Origin of the sequence: Sphingomonas sp., assembly GCF_036388435.1 — a bacterium.
Taxonomy (GTDB): Bacteria; Pseudomonadota; Alphaproteobacteria; order Sphingomonadales; family Sphingomonadaceae; genus Sphingomonas.
On sequence record NZ_DASVRV010000008.1, the window covers coordinates 38,208 to 60,397 of the forward strand.

The following is a 22,190-nucleotide window of genomic DNA, read 5'->3' on the forward strand; positions in this document are numbered from 1 at the left end:
AGGTGGTGCAAAGCCAAGACCAAGCGGAGAGAGAGGAATGCCGACCGAACTGGACCGCCTGATGGACGCCGGGCTGGCGCGGATGATCGGCGAGGGCGGCCCGGCCGCCACCACGACGATCGAGCATGACGGGCTGACCTATCCGTTCATCGCCACCGCGCCGCCGACGCTGGGCGCCTATATGCGGCATTATTGCACCGCTCATGCGGCCACGACCTTCCTGGTCGCGGGCGAGGAGCGGCTGAGCTTCGCGGCGGTGTTCGCGGAGGCCGAGGCGGTCGCGCGCGCGCTGATCGGCGGGCACGGCCTGAACAAGGGCGACCGGGTCGGGATCGCGATGCGCAACAGCCCGAGCTGGATCGCGCTGTATATGGGTGTGGTGCTGGCAGGCGGGGTGGCGACGCTGCTCAACGGCTGGTGGCAGAGTCACGAGCTCGCCGCCGCGGTGACCGATGTCGAATGCGCGCTGATCTTCGCGGACCCGCCGCGCGCCAGGCGGCTGGCGGCGATCGACGGGTTGAAGCCCCCGGTGGTGACGATCGACGACACGTTGCCGCTGGCCGGGGCACTGGCGGTGCTGGGGCGGCACGACGGCGCGACCCTGCCCGACCTGGGGCCGGAGGATCACGCGACGATCCTGTTCACCTCGGGCTCGACGGGCCGGTCCAAGGGGGCATTGTCGGATCACCGCGCGGTGGTGCAGGGAGTGTTCAACTATCTGGCGCAGGCGCTGGTGATGCTGGGCATCGCGACCGAGGCGGGGTCGCCGCCGACGGGCCAGCCCGCGACGCTGCTCAACCTGCCGCTGTTCCACGTCACCGCCGAGGTGCCGATGTTCCTCCAGAGCTTCGCCATGGGGCGCAAGCTGGTGCTCATGCCCAAATGGGAAGCCGAGGAGGCGATGCGGCTGATCGAGCGGGAGAAGGTGACCTATTTCGTCGGCGTGCCGCTGATGAGCTTCGAGATCCTCAACCACCCCGCGCGCGGGCGGTACGACCTGTCGAGCGTGACCGACTTCGCGGCCGGGGGCGCCCCGCGTCCGGTCGAACACGTCAAGCGGTTGAACGACGAGATGGGCGGGGGGGCGCCGCTGATCGGATACGGCCTGACCGAGACCAATGGGGTCGGCACGGGCAATTGGCGCACCAACTATCTCGCAAAGCCGAGTTCGGCGGGGCGTCCGTCGCTGCCGCTCGTCGACATCGCGATCATCGACGATGCGGGTCACAAGCGCGGGGCCGGCGAGCGGGGCGAGGTGTGCATCCGCTCGATTGCCAATTTCCGCGAATATTGGAATAACCCGGAGGCGACCGCCGCCGCCTTCACCCCCGACCGCTATTTCCGCACGGGCGATATCGGCTATCTGGACGAGGACGGCTATCTGTTCATCGTCGACCGCAAGAAGGACATCATCATCCGCGGCGGCGAGAACATCTCGTGCCAGGAGGTCGAGGCGGCGTTGTACGAACATGCCGACGTCGCCGAGGCGGCGGTGTTCGCGCTCCCCGACGAACGCTTCGGTGAGGTGCCCGGCGCGGTGGTCGAGCCGCGCGAGGGCGCGGATATGGGCGCCGAGGAGCTCCAGGCGTTCCTCCATACCCGCATCGCCGCGTTCAAGGTGCCCCCGCGCATCTGGATCGTCACCGAACCGCTCCCCCGACTAGGGACGGAGAAGATCGACAAGGTGGGGCTGAAGGCGAGATATCAGGCGGTGTGGGAGGGGGAACGGCGCGTCTAGGCTACCCTGGCCAGCGCTCCCCGGCCGCGGATCAGGTCGGCGGCGCGTTCGGCGATCATGATGGTGGGGGCGTTGGTGTTCGAGCTGACCAGGCTGGGCATGACCGAGGCGTCGATCACGCGCAGGCCGGCGATGCCGCACACGCGCAGCTCCGCGTCGACCACCGCGCGCGGATCGTCCGCGGCGCCCATGCGGCAGGTGCCGATGGGGTGGTAGATCGTCTCGGCGGTGCGGCGGACCCAGGCGTCGATCGCTGCGTCGCTGTCGATATCGGGGCCGGGGCGCAGTTCCTCCGCGCGGTAGGGATCGAGCGCGGCTTGCCCGACGACCGCGCGCCCGATCCTGACCGACTCGCGCATCACGCGGCGGTCCTCTGGCGAGGACAGATAATTGGCGCGGATCAGCGGATCGGCCAGCGGATCGGCGGAGGCGAGCCCGATGCTGCCCCGGCTTTCGGGGCGGAGCTGGCAGAAATGGAGCGAGAAGCCGTCCTCGGTCGCCTTGACGCGGCCATGCTCGGTCATGATCGCGAGCACCGCGTGGATCTGGATATCGGGGCGCGACAGGCCGGAGCGCGAGGGCACAAACGCGCCCGATTCGAGGAATTGTTGCCGTCCCAGTCCGGTGCCACGCAGCAGATATTGGAGCCCGGTAGTAAGCCGGCGCAGCCCGCGCGACGCGGAATAGCCGGTGACCAACCCCCGGCTGCGCCACTGCATGATGATGTCGAGATGGTCCTGGAGGTTCTCGCCGACGCCGGGCAGGTCGTGGACCGGGGTGACCCCCGCCGCTCGCAGCGCGTCGGCGGCGCCGATGCCCGAGAGCTGGAGGATGTGCGGCGACTGCACCGCCCCGGCCGCGAGCAGCACCTCGGCGTCGGCGCGCGCGGTCTCGGGCGCGCGGCGGCCGCGGACATAGTCGACGCCGACGGCGCGGCCACCCTCGACCAGGATGCGCGTGGTGCGCGCGCCGGTGACGACCGTCAGGTTCGGGCGGGCGAGGACGGGGCGCAGATAGGCTTCCGCCGTGCTCCAGCGCCGGCCGTTCGAGATGGTCAGGTCGTAGCGGCCGAAGCCTTCGAACGCGGCGCCGTTGAAATCGTCGGTGACGGGATAGCCCGCCTGCCGCCCCGCCGCGATCAGCGCGTCGTGGAAGGGGCTGTCATTCTCGCCCGCCGAGATGTGGAGCGGGCCGTCCGCGCCGTGGAGCTCGCCGCCCCGGTGGTGGCGTTCGAGCCGGCGGAAATAGGGCAGCACCTCGTCCCAGCCCCAGCCGGACAGGCCCATCTGCCGCCACTCGTCATAATCCTGGGGGTGGCCGCGCATATAGACCATGCCGTTGATCGCCGAGCTGCCGCCCAGTCCCTTGCCGCGCGGCCACCACAGGCGGCGACCGTCGAGATGGGGTTCGGACGCGGTCTCGAACCCCCAATTATGCTTGGACTTGGCCTTGATGAGCTCGCCCACGCCGGCGGGCATCCGCACCAGCACCGAGCCGTTCCTGCCCCCCGCCTCGAGCAGCAGGACGCGCGCCGCCGGGTCGGCGCTCAGCCGGTTGGCGAGCACGCAGCCGGCCGAACCCGCGCCGATGATGATGTAATCGTAACCGGCCACGCGGAATTCCTTCAGGGGATCATGACGAGCTTGCCGACATGCTCGGCGCGCGCCATCGCGTCGAACGCCGCGCGCCAGTCGGCGAGGGGATAGGTGGCGTGGACGCGCGGGCGGATGCGGCCGGCGGCGGCGAGCGACCAGATCGCGTCGACATCCTCGGCGCCCCGTTCGGGGAAGCGGCGGCCATATTCGCCCGCGCGCACGCCGACGACGGAGAAGCCCTTGATGAGCGGGATGTTGGCCGGAACGCTGGCGATCCGCCCCGAGGTGAAGCCGACCACCAGCAACCGGCCGCCGAAGGCGGTGCAGCGGGTGGATTCGTCGAACACGCCGCCGCCGACGGGATCGAACACCAAGTCCGCGCCGCCGCCGGTCGCTTGTTTCACCCCCTCGCGGAAACCGGGGGCGGGAAGGGCGAGGTCGGGGCGGTATTCCCGTTCGACGAGCGCGAGTTTGTCCGGCGAGCGCGAGGTGGCGATCGTCCGGGCGCCGAGCGCGCGGGCGAGGTCGAGCGCGGCCAGACCGACGCCGCCGGTCGCGCCGTGGACGAGCACCCACTCGCCCGCCTCCAGGCGGCCGAGCCGGACGAGCGCCACATAGGCGGTGAGATAGGCGGCGCCGAGCGCGGCGGCGCGCGCGTCGTCGATCGCGGCGGGGATGCGCCGCGCTGTGCGGGCGTCGACCGCGACCAGATCGGCGAACCCGCCCAGCCGCGTGCCCGCCGCGACACGCTCGCCGGGCGCGAAGCCGCTATCCGGGTCGCAGGCCAGCACCTCGCCCGCGACCTCCATCCCCAGCGTAAAGGGGACGGGCGGCTTAAGCTGATAGGCGCCGCGCGTCATCAGCAGGTCGGGATAGTTGAGCGACGCGGCGCGGACGCGGACGAGGAGCTGGCCGGGGCGCCGATCGGGATCGGGCCGGTCGCGCAGCGCGACGCCCGACAGATCGTCCGACAGTGCGGAGACGGTCAGCGCCCTCACCGCGTGCACAACAGGCGCAGCAGGTCCTCGGTCAGGTCGCCCCGGCGCAGATGCGGGGCGTGGATGCGGCCCAGCCCGCAGGCGATCAGCGCATAGGCGCGCAAGCTCGCCTCATGCTCCGCGAAGCCCGCCTCCTTGAGGCATCGCGTCAGGAAACCGAGCACGATGTCGTCATGCCGGTCGACCGCCGCCTTGGCGCGCGGGTCGCTTTCTCCCCAGGCACGCATCGCCAGCCCGAGCCGCGCGAGCCGGTGGCGGACGACCAGGCCGGAGAGCAGGCGGATGCGCCCGATCGGATCGCCCTCCGCGCGCGACACCGCCGCGATCAGATCCTCGATTTGCTGTTCGGCGAAATAGTCGGCCAAGCGGCCCTGATAGGCGTCGAAGTCGGGGAAGTGGTGATAGAAGCTGCCCGTCGAGACGCGCAGCTCATCGGCAAGGGGGCGAAGCTTGAGCGCCTTGAGCCCGCCGCGCTTGAGCAGCGACTGGCCCGCGTCGAGCCAGTCGCGCGGGCGCAGGTCGGGCTGCTTCCACGGTGCCCTGCGCGCGGGTTCGCTTGACAAGCCCTCCTCCATAACGAAACTTATGTCGATAAAGAGCTGGGCGTCCAGCCCGTCAGGAGAGCCGATGAGCGCAGAGCCCCATCCCGAGGAGCCGTTGCCGCACCCGGTGGGCCATGCCCGCGCGACCCCGGACAAGCCGGCCTATGTCATGGCGGCGACGGGCGAGGTGGTGACCTATGCCGAGCTCGACGCGCGCGCCGACCGGGGCGCGCGGCTGATCCGGTCGATGGGGTTGGGGCTGGGCGACGGCGTCGCGGTGCTGATGGACAACAGCCCCCGTTTTCTGGAGGTGATGTGGGCGGCGGAGCGGACGGGGGTCTATTGCACTTGCCTGTCGTCCAAGCTGGCGCCCGCCGAGGCGGAGTACATCATCCGCGACGCCGGGTGCGGGATGCTGATCGCGAGCGCGGGGGTGGCCGGGCTGGCCGAGGCGCTCAGGCCCGCGCTGGGCGACATGCCCCTGTTCCTATGCGACGGCACGGCCGAGGGCTACCGATCCTATGAAGAGGCGCGCGACGCGCAGCCGGCGGGGCCGATCGACGATCCCGTGGCGGGGCAGATCATGCTTTATTCGTCGGGCACGACGGGCAAGCCCAAGGGCGTCAAGTTCCCGCTGCCCGTCGAGCCGTTCGGGACCAATGTCTCGCCGCTCGTGATGCTGGGGCGGGCGCTGTACGGCTTCACCCCCGACATGGTCTATCTGTCGCCGGCCCCGCTCTACCATGCCGCGCCGCTGCGCTGGTCGATGGCGGTCCAGCAGCTCGGCGGCACGGTGGTGGTGATGGACCGCTTCGATCCCGAGGCGGCGCTGGCCGCGATCGAACGCTTCCGCGTCACCCATGCCCAGTGGGTGCCGACACATTTCGTGCGACTATTGAAGCTGCCTGAGACGGTGCGCGCGCGCCACGACCTGTCGTCGCTCCAGGCCGTCTGGCACGCGGCGGCGCCCTGTCCGCAGCCGGTCAAGCGCGCGATGATCGACTGGTGGGGTCCAATCGTCGGGGAATATTATGCGGGCACCGAGGGCAACGGGTTCTGCGCCATCTCCGCGGCGGAATGGCTGGCGCGGCCGGGATCGGTCGGGCGCAACCTGACCGCGCGGACGATGATCTGCGGCGACGACGGCGAGCCGCTGCCGCCCCGCGCCGAGGGGACGGTGTATTTCGCGGGCGGGGGCGAATTCACCTATCACAACGATCCGGCCAAGACCGCTGAGGCGGCGAACCGGCATGGCTGGACGACGCTGGGCGATGTCGGCTGGGTCGACGAGGACGGCTATCTGTACCTGACCGACCGCAAGAGCTTCATGATCATCTCGGGCGGGGTGAACATTTATCCGGCCGAGATCGAGAGCCTGCTGGTCACCCATCCCGATGTGGTGGACGTGGCGGTGATCGGGGCGCCGCACGAGGAGATGGGCGAGGAGGTCGTCGCCATCGTCCAGCCGCGCGACCCCGACGCCGCCGGACCGGAGCTCGCGGCCGAACTGATCGCCTTTGTTCGCGCCAATCTGAGCCACGTCAAGGCGCCGCGCCGCGTCGATTTCCGCCACGAGCTGCCCCGGCACGACACGGGCAAGCTCTACAAGCGGCTGCTGCGGGACGAATATTGGGGCAAGGTGCCGGCCTAGCCCAGCGCTTCCGTCAGTCGTTCGCGGTCGAGCTTGCCTTCCCAGCGGGCGACGACGATCGCGGCGACGGCGTTGCCGATGAAGTTGGTCAGGCTGCGGCATTCGCTCATGAAGCGGTCGACGCCGAGGATCAGCGCCATGCCCGCGACGGGGACGCTGGGCACGATCGACAGGGTGGCGGCCAGCGTGATGAACCCCGCGCCGGTGACGCCCGCCGCGCCCTTGGAGCTGATCATCGCGACGCCGAGCAGCGCGAACTGCTCGCCCCAGCTCAGCTCGACGCCGCAGGCCTGGGCGATGAACAGGGCCGCCAGCGTCATGTAGATGTTGGTGCCGTCCAGGTTGAACGAATAGCCGGTGGGGACGACCAGCCCGACCACGGCCTTGTCGCAGCCCGCCTCCTCCAGCCGGGTCATCAGCGCGGGCAGCGCCGATTCGGACGAGGAGGTGCCGAGCACCAGCAGCAGCTCCGACTTGAGATAGGCGATGAGGCGGAGGATCGAAAAGCCGTGCGCGCGCGCGACCGCGCCCAGCACGACGAGGATGAACAGCAGCGACGTCAGGTAGAAGGTGGCGACCAGCCCACCCAGCCGCACCAGCGATCCGGCACCGTACGCGCCGACGGTGAAGGCGATCGCGCCGAACGCGCCGATCGGCGCCAGGCGCATCAGCATCCCGACGATGCGGAACACCACGGCGGTCAGCCGATCGATCGTGGCGAGGAGCGGCCGCGCGGGCTCGCCGACGAGCATCAGCGCGATGCCGAACAGGATGCCGACGAACAGCGTCTGGAGGATCGAGCCCGAGGTGAGCGCGGAGACGAGCGTCTCGGGGATCACGCCGAGGAGGAAGTCGGTGAGGCTCGCGTCATGCGCTTTCGCCGCATAGCCGGCGACGGCGCCGCGGTCGAGCGTGGCGGGATCGATGTTCATCCCCGCGCCGGGCCGGACGATGTTGGCGACGGCCAGCCCGACGAGCAGCGCCAGCGTCGATACGACGAGGAAATAGCCCAGCGCCTTGCCCGCGACGCGGCCGACCGCGCCCAGCTCGCGCATCCCGGCGATGCCGCCCGCCAGCGTCAGGAAGATAACGGGGGCGATGACCATCTTGACCAGCTTGATGAACCCGTCGCCGAGCGGCTTGAGCGCCCGGCCGGTCGCGGGCGCGAAATGGCCGAGCAGCGCGCCGAGCACGATCGCGGCGAGCACCTGGACGTACAGGTGCCGCCAGAGCGGGGTACGGCGGTCCTCCCCGGATACAGGGGAGGCGGGGGTCACGTCACGACGTCGGGCGCGGTGCGGCCGGTGTGGCGGGCGATGCCGGCGATCTCCTCGGCGGCGGCGATGATGTCGCCGAGCATGGCGGGGGTGTCGCGGTCGAGGTCGCCGCCGACGGGCTCGTAGCGTTCGAGATAGACGCGCAGGGTCGCGCCGCTGGTGCCGGTGCCCGACAGGCGGAAGACGACGCGGCTGCCGCCCGCGAACAGCACGCGCACGCCCTGGTTGCGGCTGATCGACGCGTCGGTCGGGTCGTGATAGGCGAAATCGTCCGCCGCCTCGACCGCGAGCGTGCCGAAGCGGCGGCCAGGCAGGGTGTCGAGCCTGCCGCGCAGTTCCGCCATCAGCGCGTCGGCATGGGCGGCATCGACGCCCTCATAATCGTGGCGGGCATAATAGTTGCGGCCGAATCGTGCCCAATGGTCGCGGGCGATCGCGTCGACGCTCTTGCCGGTCGCGGCCAGGATGTTGAGCCAGAGCAGCACCGCCCACAGCCCGTCCTTCTCGCGGACATGGTCGGAACCGGTGCCCGCGCTCTCCTCCCCGCAGATCGTGGCCCTGCCGGCGTCGAGCAGGTTGCCGAAGAACTTCCAGCCGGTCGGCGTCTCGAAGGCGGGGATGCCCAGCGCGTCGGCGACCCGGTCGGCGGCGGCGCTGGTGGGCATGGAGCGGGCGATGCCCTTCAGCCCGCCCGCATAGCCGGGCGCGAGATGCGCGTTGGCCGCGAGCATGGCGAGGCTGTCCGAGGGGGTCACGAAACGGCCGCGCCCGATGACGAGGTTGCGGTCGCCGTCGCCGTCCGACGCGGCGCCGAAATCGGGGGCGTCGTCGCCCATCATCAGCCGGTACAGATCGGCGGCGTGGACGAGGTTGGGGTCGGGGTGATGGCCGCCGAAATCGGGAAGCGGCACGCCGTTGCGGACGGTGCCGGCGGAAAAGCCGAGCCGACGCTCGAGGATCTCGGTCGCATAGGGGCCGGTGACCGCGTTCATCGCGTCGAAGGCCATGGTGAGGCCGCCCCGGACAGCACGGGCGATGGCGGGGAAGTCGAACAGCTGCTCCATCAGTGCGGCGTAATCGGCCACGGGGTCGACGATCTCGACGATCAAGTCGCCGACGGCGACCTCGCCGAGGTGGTCAAGGTCGATATCGGGCGCGTCGACGATGCGGTATGCGTCGATCGCCAAGGTGCGGGCGTGGATCGCCTCCGTGACCATTTCCGGTGCGGGGCCGCCATTGGCGATGTTGTACTTGATCCCGAAATCCTCATCGGGGCCACCGGGATTGTGGCTGGCGGAGAGGATCAGCCCGCCCGACGCGCCGCGCAGGCGGATCAGGTGGCTGGCGGCGGGGGTCGACAGGATGCCGCCCCGGCCGACCACCGCGCGCGCATAGCCGTTCGCCGCCGCCATGCGGATCGCGACCCCGATCACCTCGCGGTTGAGGAAGCGCCCGTCGCCGCCGATCACGAGCGTGGTGCCGGCGCGGTCCGCCACCACGTCGAAGGTCGCCTGGATGAAATTCTCGGCATAGCCCGGCTGCTGGAAGACGCGGACCTTCTTGCGCAGCCCCGACGTGCCGGGCTTCTGGTCGGGAAAGGGTTTGGTCGAGACGGTGCGGATCATCCGAAGGCCAGTCCTGCGAGAAGGGTGACGTTGAGCCCGATGATCACCGCCGCGACGCCCCAGGCGACGAGCCTGATCCACCAGGGGCTGGCGAAGCGCCCCATGAGCGCGGGGTCGCTGGTGAAGCGCACCAGCGGCACGATCGCGAAGGGAAGCTGGAGCGAGAGCACCACCTGGCTGAGGATCAGCAGCTGCGTCGCGCCCGCGTCGCCGGTCGCGCCGACGACGATCACCGCGGGGACGATCGCCAGCGCGCGGGTGATCACGCGCCGCGCCCAGAAGGGCAATTTGAGGCGCAGGAACCCCTCCATCACGATCTGCCCGGCGAGCGTGCCGGTGACCGTCGAGTTCTGCCCGGCCGCGAGCAGCGCCACCGCGAAGACGACGGAGGCCGCGCCCATGCCGAGCGCGGGGGAGAGCAGGCGGTACGCCTCGTCGATGTCGGTCACGTCGGTGTTCCCCGCGACATGGAAGGCGGAGGCGGCGAGGATCAGGATCGCGGCATTGATGAAGAAGGCGAGCCCCAGCGCGATCGTGGAGTCGACGGTCGCCCAGCGGATCGCATTGGCCTTGCCCGCCTCGTCGCGGTCGAAGGCGCGGGTCTGGACGATCGACGAATGGAGATACAGGTTGTGCGGCATCACCGTCGCGCCGAGGATGCCGATGGCCAGGTAAAGCCGGGCGGGGTCGGTGACGATCTCGGTCGTGGGCACCAGCCCGCGCAGTACGTCGGGCATATAGGGCTGGGCCAGGATCAGCTCGAACGCGAAGCATCCCGCGATGATCGCGAGCAGCGCGATGATGAACGCTTCGAGCTTCCTGAACCCGAAGCGCTGGAGCGCGAGGATCAGGAACACGTCGAGCGCGGTGATGACGACGCCATAGGTGAGCGGCAGGCCGAAGAGCAATTTCAGCGCGATGGCGGTGCCGAGCACCTCCGCCAGATCGCACGCGATGATCGCGATCTCGCACAGGACCCACAGCACCAGCGACACGGGCCGCGAATATCGGGCGCGGCACGCCTGGGCGAGGTCGAGCCCCGCCGCGATGCCGAGCCGCGCGGACAGGGCCTGGAGCAGCATCGCCATCAGGTTCGACAGCAGGATGACCGACAAGAGGGCATAGCCGAAGGCGGAGCCGCCCGCGATGTCGGTGGCCCAATTGCCGGGGTCCATGTAACCGACCGCGACCAGATAGCCCGGCCCCGCGAACGCCCCGATCCGCCGCCACCACGACCCCGTGGTCGGCACGGCGACGGTGCGGAAGGATTCGGGCAGCGAGGGCGAATGCGGAGCGGGAGCGGCGGGCGCGGCGGCGTTCATGGCCCGGCGGTGTGGCGGAAGCGGGCGCGGGCGGCAAGACGCTTGCGCGACCCGGGGCGGTCGGGGCTATAGGAAGCCATGCGCGCTTCGCTCCTCGCCGCCCTGGCCCTCGCCGCCCCCGCCCTTGCCGCCCCGGCCTTCGCCGCCGCGCCGATCGCGGGGCGATGGGTCACGGTGGAAGGCGATTCGGTGGTGACGATCGGGCCGTGCGGCGCGACGATATGCGGTCGGATCACGACTTTTCTCCGGCGGCCGTCGACGCCCAACCCGCTCGACGTGAACAATCCCGACCCCGCGCTACGCCGGCGCCCGATCCTGGGGATGGCGGTGCTGAGCGGTTTCGCGGACAAGGGCAAGGACTGGCGCGGCCGCATCTACGATCCGCGATCGGGCAAGAGCTACAAGTCGATCCTGAGCCGGAACCCGGACGGCACGCTCAAGGTGCAGGGCTGCATCGCCTTCCTGTGCCAGACGCAGCTGTGGCGCCCGACGCGGTAGCCGCGGAAGTTCAAGCGTAAACGCGTGTTCGCGCGGGCCCGCGAAGCTGAACGACTTCGGGGAAGGGTAGGCGTGAACGGGGCCGGGCGCGGATGCGGGACGCGTCCACGGCGGCGGTTCGGCTCCCGCCGCGAAATCGTCCACTCCGCTTGGCCCCGTCGGCACGCGATCATTCGGTTCTCGAGAGACAAATTTTTCGGGGTGGCTGCGACATTGGGCGTGACCTAGGTCCCGGAAGATATGAGCACACGGGCGAAAGACGGTTTCCGGGCGCTGACCGAAAAGGAGAAGCAGACCCTTCGCCTGATCGTCCGGGGCCACGACGCCAAATCGGTCGCGCGTAGTCTCGGCCTGTCGGTCTACACGATCAACGAGCGGCTTCGCGACGCCCGGCGGAAACTGGCGGTGTCGAGCAGCCGCGAGGCAGCACGCCTGTTGCTGGAAGTCGAAGGTGATGAACCGGGTTCACCGACCCCCGATTTATTCGGGGACGCGGAAATCAGGAGAGACGCGGGTCTGTCCCGGATGGATCAGGAAACAGCGCCGACCAGCGGCGTGGGGCGGGCCTACCGCCCTTCCTGGATCATCATCGGAGTTCTCCTCATGACGCTTGCCCTCGGCCTGGTGGCGCTGCTCGGATCGCCTCATCTCGCTTTCGCCCCCGCGCAGACGCCGACCGCTTCCCGCCCGGCACCGGAGTCGGAGGTGGTGGGCTCGGCGCGTCGATGGCTTGCCCTGGTGGATGAAGGACGTTGGGACGACAGTTACCGGGCGACCGGCACATCGTTCCGCAAGCTGAACACCGCCCAGGTCTGGGCCGCCGTGTCGGAAAAGGTGCGCCTGCCGCTCGGCGCGGTGATCTCGCGCACGTTCGTGAGCCAGGAGAATCTTCCTGCCCCGCCGGCCGGTTACGAGGTGGTGAAGTTCCGTACCCGGTTCGCCAACACGCCCGAGGCGGTGGAGACGGTCACCCTCGATCGCGAGGACGGCGGTTGGCGTGTCGTGGGCGTGACGATCGGGTAATTGCGAGGCCGGCGTGCGGGGTAGCCCTTGTAGACAGGCCAGCCCGCACGCCAGCCCTTCTCGACGGCTTCGCCGTGGGAAGTTCGGGCCCAAAGCCGTGTTTTCAAACCGGCGCCGCGTCCGCGCCCACGCCGTAATGGTGCCAGGTGAAGATCGCCGCCGCGCCTCGGTAGGGGCGCCACGGCTCCGCGAGCGCCCGGGTGGCGCGCTCGGTCGGTCGGGTGTCGTGGCCGAGGATGCGGCCGACCTCGATCTGGACCGCAAGGTCGCCGGCGGGCCAGATGTCGGGGCGGCCCTCCGCGAACAACAGATACACTTCGGCCGACCAGCGGCCGATGCCCCTGACGCGGGTTAGGGCGGCGATCGCCGCCTCGTCGTCGGCGGGGAGGTGGTCGAGGTCGAGGCGGCCGGTGGTCACCTCCTCGGCCAGGCTGCGGGCATAGCCGGTCTTCTGGCGGGAAAAGCCGGCGGCGCGCATCGCCTCGTCGCTCGCGGCGGCGATGGCGTGGGGGTCGGCCGAATCGCCGACGGTCGCCTCCAGCTTGCGCCAGACGGCGTCGGCGGCCTTCACCGACACCTGCTGGCCGACGATGGTGCGCAGCAAGGTGGCGTAGCCGCGCGCGCGGATGCGCGGGGCGGGGTGGCCGACCCGTTCGAGCGCGCGGGCGAAGGCGGGCTCGACCCGGCCGAGCGCGTTCAGGTCGGCGCGCAGGCGGTCGGCGCTCAGGCCCATGGCGCTTGATCCGGCCGCTCGGGAGCGGCATGGCGCGGCGTCGCATTGGTGGAGTGGAACATGCCCAAGCTTATCGTCGAGTTGCGCGACGGGGAAGAACGCGAACTGAACGGCGAGACCGGGCTGTCGGTCATGGAGGTGATCCGCGACGGCGGGATCGACGAGATTCTGGCGCTGTGCGGCGGCAATTGTTCGTGCGCGACCTGCCATGTGCAGATCGACCCGGCGTTCTTCCCGTTGCTGAAACCCATGAGCGAGGACGAGAACGACCTCCTGGAGTCGACCAGCTACCGGACGGAATTTTCGCGGCTGTCCTGCCAGGTGCAGTTCGGCCCGGCGCTGGACGGAATGCGGGTGAAGATCGCGGAGGAGGATTAGGCGCGCGCGCAGGCGCGGCCGCGCCCGCGCCGATGCGCCGACGGCGCAGCGCCAAACCCGGCCGACGCGGCGGCGCACGCCGATCCCGTTCGACGTGGGAACGGCGGCTTTGCCGGCGTTGTTGCAGTAGAAGTTCAGCGAGAGCCCCTGCACCATCCGGCTTAGCCGGACGGTCCCCCTCCCCGAGACGACCTCGGGGAGGATCAGGTTCAGGCCCGCGTCGCCACCGCGTAGAGCGCGATCGCCGCCGCGTTGGACACGTTCAGGCTTTCCACCTTGTCGCCGATGGGGAGGCGGGCGAGTTCGTCGCAATGGGCTTCGGTGTTCTGGCGCATCCCCTCGCCCTCGGCGCCGAGGACCAGGGCGATGCGCTGGGTGTTCATCGTCTCGGCCAGGGTGCGGGGAGCCTCGCCGGTCAGGCCGATGCGCCAGAAGTCGGCGTCGCGTATCTCGTCCAGCGCGCGGGCGAGGTTGACGACGCGGACCCAGGGAACGCTCTCCAGCGCGCCCGACGCCGCGCGGGCGACGGTGCCCGATTCGGGAGGGGCGTGGCGGTCCTGGGTGACGATGCCGAGCGCGTCGAAGGCGGCCGCCGAGCGCAGGACGGCGCCGACATTGTGCGGATCGGTGACCTGGTCGAGGATCACCAGCGGGCGCTGGTCCTCGGCACCCTGCATCAGCAGGTCGCCCAGCCACATGTCCTCCAGCGGATCGACCTCGGCGACCAGGCCCTGATGAGGCGCGTCGGCGGGGACGAGGCGGCCGAGATCGGCCACGTGGGCGAAGACGATGGGGAGCGAGGCGGGCAGGTCGAACCCCGCCAGCGCCTCGCGCGTGCCCCAGAGCTTGCGGACGTTCCTCTCGGGGTTGGCGAGCGCCGCGCTGACGGCGTGACGGCCCCAGAAGCGCGGGCGGTTGCCGACGCCGGTCGAGGGGCGGTGACCGCGTTTGGCCATTATTCGTCCTCGTCTTGCGGGTAGGCGAAGGGATCGGTGACGACCGGCTGCGTCGGCAGGGGCGGGCGGGGCAGCGGCTGGTCGGCATCGGCGGCGCTGAGCAGCACGGAGGCGAGGACGATCGACGCCTGGCGCATGTCCTCGCCCTTCAGATGGTCGAAGGTGTCCACGGAGGTGTGGTGGACGCGGCTGTCGTAATCGAGCGGGTCCTGGATGAACTGGAAGCCGGGGATGCCGACCGACTGCATGAACACATGGTCGGTGCCCGTGGTCGGGCTGACCACGACCGACGATGCGCCCATCGCGGCAAAGGGGCTGAGCCATTCGCGCAGCATCGGCGCCGCGGCCGGGTTGCGTTCGGCATAGATGCCGCGGATCTTGCCCGACCCGTTGTCGATGTTGAAATAGGCGGCGAGGTCGCGGTGGCCGGGCAGGGGCGTGATCGGCCATTGGTTGGAGAAGCTGTAATAGAGCTTATCGCCGTTGAGCGGCGCCGCGCCCGCGGGCCCGCGCGTCGCGATGTGACGCTGGATATAGGCGATCGAGCCGAGCAGCCCTTCCTCCTCGGCGTTCCACAGCGCGAAGCGGATGGCGCGCTTGGGGCGGACGCCCGAGGCGCGCAGGATGCGCGCGGCCTCCATCACCACCGCGGAGCCCGCGGCATTGTCGGCGGCGCCGTCGCCCGCGACCCAGCTGTCGAGATGCGCGCCGGCCATGACGTATCCGGCCTTGGGATCGCTGCCGGGGATGTCGGCGAGGATGTTGTACGCCTGGGTGTCGTCGTCGTGGAAGCGCACCGCATTCTCGATCTCAAGCGTCGGGGCGGGACTCATTTTGGCGAGGCGGGCGAGGCGGCGATAATCCTCCGCCGCGATCTCGACACCGGGGATGGCGGCGGGGCTGCCGACCTCGAACGCCCAGCCCTCGCCGTGGACGAGCTTGCCGTCGTTCCGCGACATGGTGGCATAGGCGACCGCGCCCTCGGCCTTGAGAAAGGCGTCGAGCTTTTGCGGGAAGTCCGAGCGACGCAGGTTGCGGGGCAGCGCGGTAGGGTCGAAGCGGGGCTGTTCGAAGGTGTCGAGCTTCGAAATCTCCTCGCCCGAGAGGCGCTGGACGACGGGATCGGTGGGGTCGCGCAGATCGGTCGGGCGGGTGACCATGACGACTTTCCCGCGCAGCTGGCCGCGCCATCTCGCGAAGTCGCGCTCGCGGCGCATCGGCGCGACGATCACGGGCGCGGTGACGCGGGCGGCGGGGGTCCAGGCGATGGGGATGGCGGTGAGCTGGATCGGGCGCGGCGCGGTCATGCGGACGCTGGACCGGTCGATCGACCAGCCGCGGCCGAAGGGAAAGCCTTCCTTGCGCACGTTGGAGAGGCCCCATTCGCGGAACTTGGCCTGCGTCCATGCCTCGGCCGCGCGCATCTGGGGCGAGTTGGGCAGGCGTGGGCCGATCACGTCAGTCAGGTGCTGCGCGGTCGTCATGACCTGGCTGTGGTTGGTGCCCTGGTCGATGATGCGATTGGTGGTCGCGTCCTGCGCGATAGCGGGCGCGGCGGTCAGCATGGCGGTGGCGAGCAGCAGGTGGCGCAAGCGTTCGGTTCCTTCGACGGCGTTCACCGCCTGCTATGCGGTGCGCCGCGCGCGCGCAACCGCCGCGCATGTCGATCCGGGGCGCGTTGACAGGCGGGGGACGCTTCGGCATGGAGCCGCCTCGCTTGCGAGCGGCCGGGCTGGACAGGTGGCCGAGTGGTTAAAGGCAGCAGACTGTAAATCTGCCGGAGTTTCTCCTACGTAGGTTCGAACCCTACCCTGTCCACCAGCTCGCCGCGCGAGCGCAGCGAGCAAGAAGCGGCGAGCCGGCCGGCGCGGCCCGGGCCGCGTCCGACGACGCGGCCCTTCGACTGCCTGCAAGGCAGGCGCTCAGGACAGGCCTCGTCGCGGCGCCCTCCATCCTTACATATCATCCATGACCGAGCTTTCCCTCGCCGTGGTCGGCCTCGACTTCCCCAATCGCGACCGGTCGAACCGCCGTTTCGAGATGGCGCTGTGCCGCCCCGGCGACCCGGTCGAGCTGCGCCCCGAGCCCAGGAACCCCGCCGATCCGCGCGCCGTGGCGGTGCATAGCGAGCGCGGGACGCAACTCGGTTACGTCACCGCCGAACGCTGCGGCCTGATCGGCAAATGGTTGCGCGAAGGCCGCGACTATCGGGCGGTGTTCCAGGAGGCGGGGCACCACCGCGCGGTGATCCGCGCGCGCTTCGGCGGCGGGGCGCCGACCCTGCCCGAGCGAGTGGAAGCCGAGCCGACCGACGCGTTCGACCAGCGCGGCGCGGCGGACGAGGACTGACCGCGGGCCGTTAACTTTCTTTCCCGAACAATGGGAACGCCTGACTCGGTCGGGTGGTTTGCCCTCCCGCATGCTTAACGGGAGCGCGAAGATGAGTGAGCTGTCCCCCCATCAGGCCGACGACGCTCCGGCGAGCGCGTCCAAGCGCGACGCCGCCGGCGAGACCGGGGCCAGTGTCAGCGGCGCGAAGGGCAAGAGCGTCACCGCCCAGGCGGTCACGATCAACAAGCCGGTGAGCGAGGTGTACGGATATTTTCGCAACTTCGCGAACCTGCCCAGCTTCATGGAGAATGTGGTCCGCATCGACCTGAAGGACGACAGGCTGTCGCACTGGGTCGTCAAGGCGCCCGGCGGCACGACCGTGGAGTGGGACGCGCGCGTCACCGCCGAGCAGCCGGACCGGTTCATCGAATGGACCAGCGAGCCGGGGGCCGATGTCGCCAATTCGGGCCGGGTCGAGTTCCGCGACGCCGGCCGGCGCGGCACGGTGGTGTCGGCGACGATCCTCTACGATCCGGCCGGCGGCATCATCGGCAAGCTGGTCGCCAAGCTCTACCAGCGCGAGCCGGCGATCCAGTCGCGGCGTGACCTCAACCGCTTCAAGCAGCTGATGGAGACGGGCGAGATCGCCACCTCCGCGATGAACATGGCGCAGCACGAAGAGGAGATGGCCTGATGCGCGCTCTAACCTGGCACGGCAAGCACGACGTCCGCATGGAGACGGTGGACGATCCCGGGATCGTCAACCCCCGGGACTGCGTCATCAAGGTCACCTCGACCGCGATCTGCGGGTCGGACCTGCACCTGTACGACCATTATATCCCTTCCATGCAGGCCGGCGACATATTGGGCCATGAGTTCATGGGCGAGGTGGTCGAGGTCGGGCCGAAATCGACGCTGAAGAAGGGACAGCGCGTGGTGGTGCCCTTCACCATCTCGTGCGGGAGCTGCTATCATTGCGGCAAGCACCAATATTCGGCCTGCCCCAACGGTCTGCCCGCCGACAATCAGGACATCGCGCGCCAGCCTTACGGCACCGAGATGGCCGGGCTGTTCGGCTATAGCCACATGACCGGCGGCTATGCGGGCGGCCAGGCGGAATATGTCCGCGTGCCGTTCAGCGACGTGGGGCCGATCGTCATTCCCGACGGGGTTGACGACGACAAGGTGCTGTTCCTGTCGGACATCCTGCCCACCGGCTGGATGGGCGCGGAGAATGCGCAGATCGAGCCGGGCGACACCGTCGCGGTGTGGGGCTGCGGCCCGGTCGGGCTGTTCGCGGTCCAGTCGGCGTTCCTGATGGGCGCGGAACGGGTGATCGCGATCGACCATTTCCCGCGCCGGCTGGAACTGGCGCGCAAGTTCGGCGCCGAGACGATAAATTTCGAGGAAAGCGCCGTCTATGACGCGCTGATGGAGATGACCGGCGGGATCGGGCCCGACGCGGTGATCGATTGCGTCGGGCTGGAGGCGCATGGGGCGTTCTTCGACAACATCGTCGACCAGCTCAAGGTGTCGACCTTCCTGGCGACCGACCGGACGCATTCGATCCGCCAGGCGATCATCGCGTGCCGCAAGGGCGGGCGCGTGTCGATGCCCGCGGTCTATGGCGGCTTCGTCGACAAATTCCCGCTCGGCGCGTTCATGGAAAAGGGGCTGACGCTCAAGACCGGGCAGACGCACGTCCAGCATTATATGCCCGCGCTGCTCAACGCGATCATGGAGGGCAAGATCGACACCGAGTTCATGATCTCGCACCGCATGGACCTGGAACACGCCCCCGCCGGGTATAAGGCGTTCCACGACCGCCAGAACGAATACACCAAGATCGTGCTCAAGCCGGGGTCGGGCCTGCCCGCCTGATCCCGCCGATCCACAGGAGAAGAACCATGGCCGACAAATTCGCGATCATCACCGGCGCGTCGACCGGCATCGGCTTCGAGCTCGCCACGCTCGCGGCCAAGAACGGCTATGACATATTGGTCGTCGCGGACGAGCCGCTGATCGATGCCGCCGCCGCCGACTTCAAACAGTTCGGGACGCAGGTCAGCTCGGTCATGGCCGACCTGTCGACGATCCAGGGCGTCGACCAGCTGCTCGACGCCGCGAACGGGCGCCGCGTGGACCTGCTCTGCGCCAATGCCGGACACGGACTGGGCCATGCGTTCCTCGACCAGCCGGTCAAGGACTGGCGGCACGTGGTCGACACCAACATCGTCGGTACCGCCTATCTGCTCCAGCGTGTCCTCAAGGACATGGTCGCGCGCGACGACGGCAAGGTGCTCGTGACCGGATCGATCGCGGGCTATATCCCCGGCGCGTTCCAGGCGGTGTACAACGGCACCAAGGCATTCGTGGACAGCTTCGTCGCGGCGATCCAGAACGAGATCAAGGAGTCGAAGGGCGTCACGATCACCAATCTGATGCCCGGCCCCGTCGAAACCGAATTCTTCGCGCGGGGCGACATGCTCGACACTTCGGTCGGCGCGAACCCGAACAAGAGCGATCCGGCGGACGTCGCCAAGGACGGCTGGGACGCGCTGATGGCGGGCAAGGCGTCGATCGTGTCGGGCTGGAAGAACAAGATCCAGGCGGCGACCGCGAACGTCACGCCCAACGCAGTATTGGCGGAACAGCATCGGAAGATGGCGGAGCCGGGCTCGGCCGACTGACGCCGGCCGAGCCTGGGCGGCGACCGCGCGGGCCCAGTCCGCGCGTGTCGGCCGACGACGCGGCTTCGCCGCGGCGGTGCCAGGTGGGCGGGTCTACGTCGATCAAGAGGAGAAGGGGCGTCGCGGCGAAGCCGCGCCGTCGGTCGTCGTTGCACGACGCCGGCCGGCCTTGCACGAGTCATGCGCCGGGGCGGCGCACGCCGCGCGGCGGCTGGAGCGGGTGAAGGGAATCGAACCCTCGTCATAAGCTTGGAAGGCTTCTGCTCTACCATTGAGCTACACCCGCATAACAAGGACTTGGCCGCTACCCGCCTGTGCAGTTTACGATGCGGCCTACAAATCCTTGATGAGGAGCCTTCTGGCACGTGCTGGAACGATCCGTCAATGCCGTGAGCCTGGGCGGCGTCGCGAAGCTTCCATAATCGCTTGTCGGCCGATTGAAGTGGCGGCTGACCTGAGCTTTTCGTGCCCGAGCAGCTTGCCTGTGATCGGCAGTGTTTCCGATTCCTGCGCCGCGAAGCTGGCGTGGCGATAGGTCTCCTCGATCGAGTCCAGATCCATGCCGTCGGAGAAGATCAGCAGCTTGCCCGCCGGATCGCGACCTTTGCTCCGCCACCAGTCGACGATCTGCTCGCCGCCCGCGACCGGTGGGGCGCTGTCCGGGCGGAATCCGGTCCAGTCGGCCACCTATTCGGGCGCGGCGTCCAGGAAAGCGGTGGTGCCGAACGTGTCGGGCAGGACGATCAGCAGATTGCCGCCATAATGATCGCGCCACTCCTCCAGGGCGCGGTGGCGACCTCGGCGTCGCTCTCCGCAAGCGCGGCAAGCACCATCGGCAGTTCGTGAGCGTCGGTGCCGATCGCCTCCAGGTCGCTCTCTCTATCGCCAGCAGCACGTTGGAAGTGCCGATGAACCGCCCGCCCAAGGCCTTCCTTCAGCGCCTCGACGCACCAGCGTGGCCACAGGAAGCCGTGCCGCCGCCGCGTGCCGAATTCGGAAAGCGCCAGATCGGGCAGATCGCGGAGCCGCTCCACCTTGTGCCACAGCTTGGCCTTCGCGCGCGTGGAGGATGTCGGGTTCGAACCGCCCGCGATCCTTCATGGCCGCGCGGGAGCGGAGTTCGTTGACGATGGCCAGCGCCGGAATTTCCCACATCGCGATGTGCGTCCGCGGCCCGTGGAAGCGCAGTTCATATTGGCCGTCGACCTTGCGCAGCTAATAATCGGGCAGGGCGAAATCGGCGAGCCAGGCCAGGAAATCCGCGCCGAACATCTGCGTCTTGCCGTGGAAGCTGTTGCCGGCGAGCCAGATCAGCTCCTTCTTCGCAAAGCGCACGCCGCGCGTGATCGAGCTGGGCGCGCAACTCACCTTGATCCACCACCTCGGCTACACGGACGTGGGCGGTGCGGTTGATCAGCGCGAAGGTGACATCGACGTCCCGATGCTCACGCCAGATCATCTGCAGCATCGGCAGCTTGTGGAAATCGGTGTCGAGCAGGTTCCGCACGATCGGATCGAGCCGCCAGCCATGATCATAGGTCCGCGACGCGATGTCGGTCAGCGCCATCGCCTCGGGCCAATCAACGAGGCGGTTATAGGATCGGCGTTTTGTTCGGATTCACGCTGCGCGTGTTCACGATTGAGGAGTCCTGCCTCATGTGTGGCAGCGCCGCCTCGCAGAGCTGGAAGATGGCCGGGATGTTGGTCGCGAAGGTGCGATCCCACTCATCGTCGGACGCTTCTTCCAGGCTGTCGCGCGACATCTCGAACCCGGCGTTGTTGACGAGGATGTCGAGCCGGCCGAAGACCTTCACGGTCTTGGCGATGATCGTCCGGCAGTGATCGGCGTGCTGGATGTCGCCCGGCATCGGCACCGCTCTGCGGCCCGCCTGCTCTACGGCTGCAAGCGGGAGCAGCGTACGCTTTGAAACCGAGCCCACGGCAACTACCCCTTAAGCTGCCGGGAGATTCTGCGAGAATGGCGGGCGAGGGGACGCGTCGGAGCCACGGCCGGACGTGATGGCCAACGGCGCTTTCGAGCATCGCTGACGGCGCGGCAGTTCAAGGCCGTCCGGTTTGTCGATCCTGGAAAACCGGAATAAAGGCTTGTATGTGAAAGAGATAGGTACATATTGCGTCACGGGTTCAACAACGGAAAGGAGGTGGTCGAATGTCTCATTGTCCTATGCCGCTCGCGGCGGCTCTGAAGGTTCTGACCGGCACTGTCGGAGATTTTCGCTTCTGAAGCCTGGGCCGTGATCGGCTGGCAATGGATAGGCCGTCCTGAGAGGGGCGGCCTTTTACCCTTGCCCTCTCCTTACGGGCATTGTGGCGGGCGCCGTTCGAGGTTCGAAGGAGCGCAGGCTCCAGCCGGGCCGAACCGAACGGTCAGTGTACCCTATTCACTCTGCGGCTTGGACGTGGTCAGCCGGAAACGGCTGCGAACGAACAAAAAAGTTCACACCCTTGTTGACGTCGCCGAACTTGATTTATATATGGGTCGAACCGGCGGCGATGACCTTTCGAGGTTGAGGCCTCGGTGACCTCCAGTCTGAGATAGCGCAAGGCGTGGTCGGGATATGGGAGGTGTGCTTCTTCTTCGTACCGGCGATGTCCAGAGATGGTCGCGTCGTTGTGTACGTGCTCTGAGAACATCGGAGCAGGAACTCGGTTAGCTCCGCGTTCTAAGTCAGCTCTTTGACATTGTAGGTTTGATGAAGGGACATGTGGGCGGCGGCTCCGGGTTCTGGCGGTTTCAAGGCGTCGGATATTCGGTTAAAGCCAAGTCGCTCTTACATGTCCTTCACGTATCCATACGTAATAGATATTGTGC

At 68.8% G+C, this 22,190-nt stretch carries 19 protein-coding genes, 2 tRNA genes and 1 pseudogene; 10 read left to right on the plus strand and 12 right to left on the minus strand.

Annotated elements, in window-relative coordinates; genetic code table 11:
• Positions 1-37 precede the first annotated feature (37 nt).
• The gene (locus VF592_RS02000) at positions 38-1,738 is read left to right on the plus strand and encodes a class I adenylate-forming enzyme family protein (protein ID WP_331003925.1); all 1,701 of its coding nucleotides are present in this window, start codon (positions 38-40) and stop codon (positions 1,736-1,738) included.
• On the opposite strand, the gene VF592_RS02005 is transcribed toward VF592_RS02000, so the two are convergent.
• The 3 genes from VF592_RS02005 to VF592_RS02015 are packed head-to-tail and all read right to left on the minus strand — an operon-like array spanning position 1,735 to position 4,894.
• Positions 1,735-3,351: a choline dehydrogenase gene (locus tag VF592_RS02005; protein WP_331003926.1), complete on the minus strand. Its 1,617-nt coding sequence runs from the start codon at positions 3,349-3,351 to the stop codon at positions 1,735-1,737. The two genes, VF592_RS02000 and VF592_RS02005, sit on opposite strands and share 4 nt — an antisense overlap.
• Before the next feature lie 11 nt (positions 3,352-3,362).
• Positions 3,363-4,331, minus strand: a complete 969-nt coding sequence (locus VF592_RS02010; protein WP_331003927.1) for an NADPH:quinone oxidoreductase family protein — start codon at positions 4,329-4,331, stop codon at positions 3,363-3,365.
• Positions 4,328-4,894 (minus strand): TetR/AcrR family transcriptional regulator, encoded by a 567-nt coding sequence (locus VF592_RS02015; protein ID WP_331003928.1) that lies wholly within the window; start codon positions 4,892-4,894, stop codon positions 4,328-4,330. Before VF592_RS02015 ends, VF592_RS02010 begins: the two co-directional genes overlap by 4 nt.
• Before the next feature lie 64 nt (positions 4,895-4,958).
• Here VF592_RS02015 and VF592_RS02020 point away from each other — a divergent pair, with 64 nt between their 5' ends.
• Positions 4,959-6,524 carry an acyl-CoA synthetase gene (locus VF592_RS02020; protein ID WP_331003929.1) on the plus strand — a complete coding sequence of 522 codons (1,566 nt, stop codon included), beginning with the start codon at positions 4,959-4,961 and terminating at the stop codon, positions 6,522-6,524.
• Here VF592_RS02020 and VF592_RS02025 read toward each other — a convergent pair.
• The 3 genes from VF592_RS02025 to VF592_RS02035 are packed head-to-tail and all read right to left on the minus strand — an operon-like array spanning position 6,521 to position 10,748.
• Positions 6,521-7,801, minus strand: coding sequence for a dicarboxylate/amino acid:cation symporter (locus VF592_RS02025; RefSeq protein ID WP_331003930.1), 1,281 nt, complete (start codon positions 7,799-7,801; stop codon positions 6,521-6,523). The two genes, VF592_RS02020 and VF592_RS02025, sit on opposite strands and share 4 nt — an antisense overlap.
• Positions 7,798-9,426, minus strand: coding sequence for an alpha-D-glucose phosphate-specific phosphoglucomutase (locus VF592_RS02030; protein WP_331003931.1), 1,629 nt, complete (start codon positions 9,424-9,426; stop codon positions 7,798-7,800). The genes VF592_RS02025 and VF592_RS02030 overlap by 4 nt, the downstream gene beginning before the upstream one ends.
• Positions 9,423-10,748, minus strand: coding sequence for an Nramp family divalent metal transporter (locus VF592_RS02035; protein WP_331003932.1), 1,326 nt, complete (start codon positions 10,746-10,748; stop codon positions 9,423-9,425). The genes VF592_RS02030 and VF592_RS02035 overlap by 4 nt, the downstream gene beginning before the upstream one ends.
• A 78-nt stretch (positions 10,749-10,826) precedes the next feature.
• On the opposite strand from VF592_RS02035, the gene VF592_RS02040 reads away from it, so the two are divergent.
• Both VF592_RS02040 and VF592_RS02045 read left to right on the plus strand, forming a co-directional pair.
• The gene (locus VF592_RS02040; RefSeq protein WP_331003933.1) at positions 10,827-11,246 is read left to right on the plus strand and encodes a DUF2147 domain-containing protein; all 420 of its coding nucleotides are present in this window, start codon (positions 10,827-10,829) and stop codon (positions 11,244-11,246) included.
• A 240-nt stretch (positions 11,247-11,486) separates the two neighbouring features.
• A complete protein-coding gene (locus VF592_RS02045) occupies positions 11,487-12,269 on the plus strand; it encodes a helix-turn-helix domain-containing protein (RefSeq protein ID WP_331003934.1) in 783 nt (260 codons plus the stop codon).
• Between the two features lie 103 nt (positions 12,270-12,372).
• On the opposite strand, the gene VF592_RS02050 is transcribed toward VF592_RS02045, so the two are convergent.
• On the minus strand, positions 12,373-13,002 hold the full coding sequence (locus VF592_RS02050; protein ID WP_331003935.1) for a DNA-3-methyladenine glycosylase 2 family protein: 630 nt from the start codon (positions 13,000-13,002) through the stop codon (positions 12,373-12,375).
• Positions 13,003-13,062: 60 nt separating this feature from the next.
• On the opposite strand from VF592_RS02050, the gene VF592_RS02055 reads away from it, so the two are divergent.
• A complete protein-coding gene (locus tag VF592_RS02055) occupies positions 13,063-13,380 on the plus strand; it encodes a 2Fe-2S iron-sulfur cluster-binding protein (protein WP_331003936.1) in 318 nt (105 codons plus the stop codon).
• Positions 13,381-13,589: 209 nt separating this feature from the next.
• On the opposite strand, the gene rlmB is transcribed toward VF592_RS02055, so the two are convergent.
• Positions 13,590-14,336, minus strand: coding sequence for a 23S rRNA (guanosine(2251)-2'-O)-methyltransferase RlmB (gene rlmB, locus VF592_RS02060; RefSeq protein ID WP_331003937.1), 747 nt, complete (start codon positions 14,334-14,336; stop codon positions 13,590-13,592).
• Complete coding sequence (locus VF592_RS02065) at positions 14,336-15,928, minus strand: M20/M25/M40 family metallo-hydrolase (RefSeq protein ID WP_414714135.1); 1,593 nt, start codon at positions 15,926-15,928, stop codon at positions 14,336-14,338. The genes rlmB and VF592_RS02065 overlap by 1 nt, the downstream gene beginning before the upstream one ends.
• Before the next feature lie 142 nt (positions 15,929-16,070).
• On the opposite strand from VF592_RS02065, the gene VF592_RS02070 reads away from it, so the two are divergent.
• The 5 genes from VF592_RS02070 to VF592_RS02090 all read left to right on the plus strand — a co-directional run bounded on the left by VF592_RS02070 (position 16,071) and on the right by VF592_RS02090 (position 19,357).
• A tRNA-Tyr gene (locus tag VF592_RS02070) sits at positions 16,071-16,157 on the plus strand.
• Positions 16,158-16,304: 147 nt separating this feature from the next.
• Complete coding sequence (locus VF592_RS02075) at positions 16,305-16,685, plus strand: HIRAN domain-containing protein (protein WP_331003938.1); 381 nt, start codon at positions 16,305-16,307, stop codon at positions 16,683-16,685.
• A 91-nt stretch (positions 16,686-16,776) separates the two neighbouring features.
• Positions 16,777-17,361 carry an SRPBCC family protein gene (locus tag VF592_RS02080; protein WP_331003939.1) on the plus strand — a complete coding sequence of 195 codons (585 nt, stop codon included), beginning with the start codon at positions 16,777-16,779 and terminating at the stop codon, positions 17,359-17,361.
• Entirely contained in the window at positions 17,361-18,548 is a 1,188-nt protein-coding gene (locus tag VF592_RS02085) for a zinc-dependent alcohol dehydrogenase (protein ID WP_331003940.1), read from the plus strand. Before VF592_RS02080 ends, VF592_RS02085 begins: the two co-directional genes overlap by 1 nt.
• Positions 18,549-18,574: 26 nt before the next feature.
• Positions 18,575-19,357: an SDR family NAD(P)-dependent oxidoreductase gene (locus tag VF592_RS02090; RefSeq protein ID WP_331003941.1), complete on the plus strand. Its 783-nt coding sequence runs from the start codon at positions 18,575-18,577 to the stop codon at positions 19,355-19,357.
• Between the two features lie 212 nt (positions 19,358-19,569).
• On the opposite strand, the gene VF592_RS02095 is transcribed toward VF592_RS02090, so the two are convergent.
• The 3 genes and pseudogenes from VF592_RS02095 to VF592_RS02105 form a co-directional block, all read right to left on the minus strand.
• A tRNA-Gly gene (locus VF592_RS02095) sits at positions 19,570-19,643 on the minus strand.
• A 239-nt stretch (positions 19,644-19,882) separates the two neighbouring features.
• Positions 19,883-20,924, minus strand: a pseudogene (locus VF592_RS02100) (nicotinate phosphoribosyltransferase); the annotation flags it as partial.
• Between the two features lie 25 nt (positions 20,925-20,949).
• Positions 20,950-21,297, minus strand: a complete 348-nt coding sequence (locus VF592_RS02105) for an SDR family NAD(P)-dependent oxidoreductase (RefSeq protein ID WP_331003942.1) — start codon at positions 21,295-21,297, stop codon at positions 20,950-20,952.
• Positions 21,298-22,190: the final 893 nt, after the last annotated feature.

Bases quoted from the DNA above. Each gene is read 5' to 3' on its own strand.
- VF592_RS02020 (WP_331003929.1), top strand. From the start codon at position 4,959: ATGAGCGCAGAGCCCCATCCCGAGGAGCCGTTGCCGCACCCGGTGGGC.
- VF592_RS02035 (WP_331003932.1), bottom strand. From the start codon at position 10,748: ATGAACGCCGCCGCGCCCGCCGCTCCCGCTCCGCATTCGCCCTCGCTG.
- VF592_RS02040 (WP_331003933.1), top strand. From the start codon at position 10,827: ATGCGCGCTTCGCTCCTCGCCGCCCTGGCCCTCGCCGCCCCCGCCCTT.
- VF592_RS02080 (WP_331003939.1), top strand. From the start codon at position 16,777: ATGAGTGAGCTGTCCCCCCATCAGGCCGACGACGCTCCGGCGAGCGCG.
- VF592_RS02045 (WP_331003934.1), top strand. From the start codon at position 11,487: ATGAGCACACGGGCGAAAGACGGTTTCCGGGCGCTGACCGAAAAGGAG.
- VF592_RS02055 (WP_331003936.1), top strand. From the start codon at position 13,063: ATGCCCAAGCTTATCGTCGAGTTGCGCGACGGGGAAGAACGCGAACTG.
- VF592_RS02050 (WP_331003935.1), bottom strand. From the start codon at position 13,002: ATGGGCCTGAGCGCCGACCGCCTGCGCGCCGACCTGAACGCGCTCGGC.
- VF592_RS02030 (WP_331003931.1), bottom strand. From the start codon at position 9,426: ATGATCCGCACCGTCTCGACCAAACCCTTTCCCGACCAGAAGCCCGGC.
- VF592_RS02085 (WP_331003940.1), top strand. From the start codon at position 17,361: ATGCGCGCTCTAACCTGGCACGGCAAGCACGACGTCCGCATGGAGACG.
- VF592_RS02075 (WP_331003938.1), top strand. From the start codon at position 16,305: ATGACCGAGCTTTCCCTCGCCGTGGTCGGCCTCGACTTCCCCAATCGC.
- VF592_RS02090 (WP_331003941.1), top strand. From the start codon at position 18,575: ATGGCCGACAAATTCGCGATCATCACCGGCGCGTCGACCGGCATCGGC.
- VF592_RS02000 (WP_331003925.1), top strand. From the start codon at position 38: ATGCCGACCGAACTGGACCGCCTGATGGACGCCGGGCTGGCGCGGATG.
- rlmB (WP_331003937.1), bottom strand. From the start codon at position 14,336: ATGGCCAAACGCGGTCACCGCCCCTCGACCGGCGTCGGCAACCGCCCG.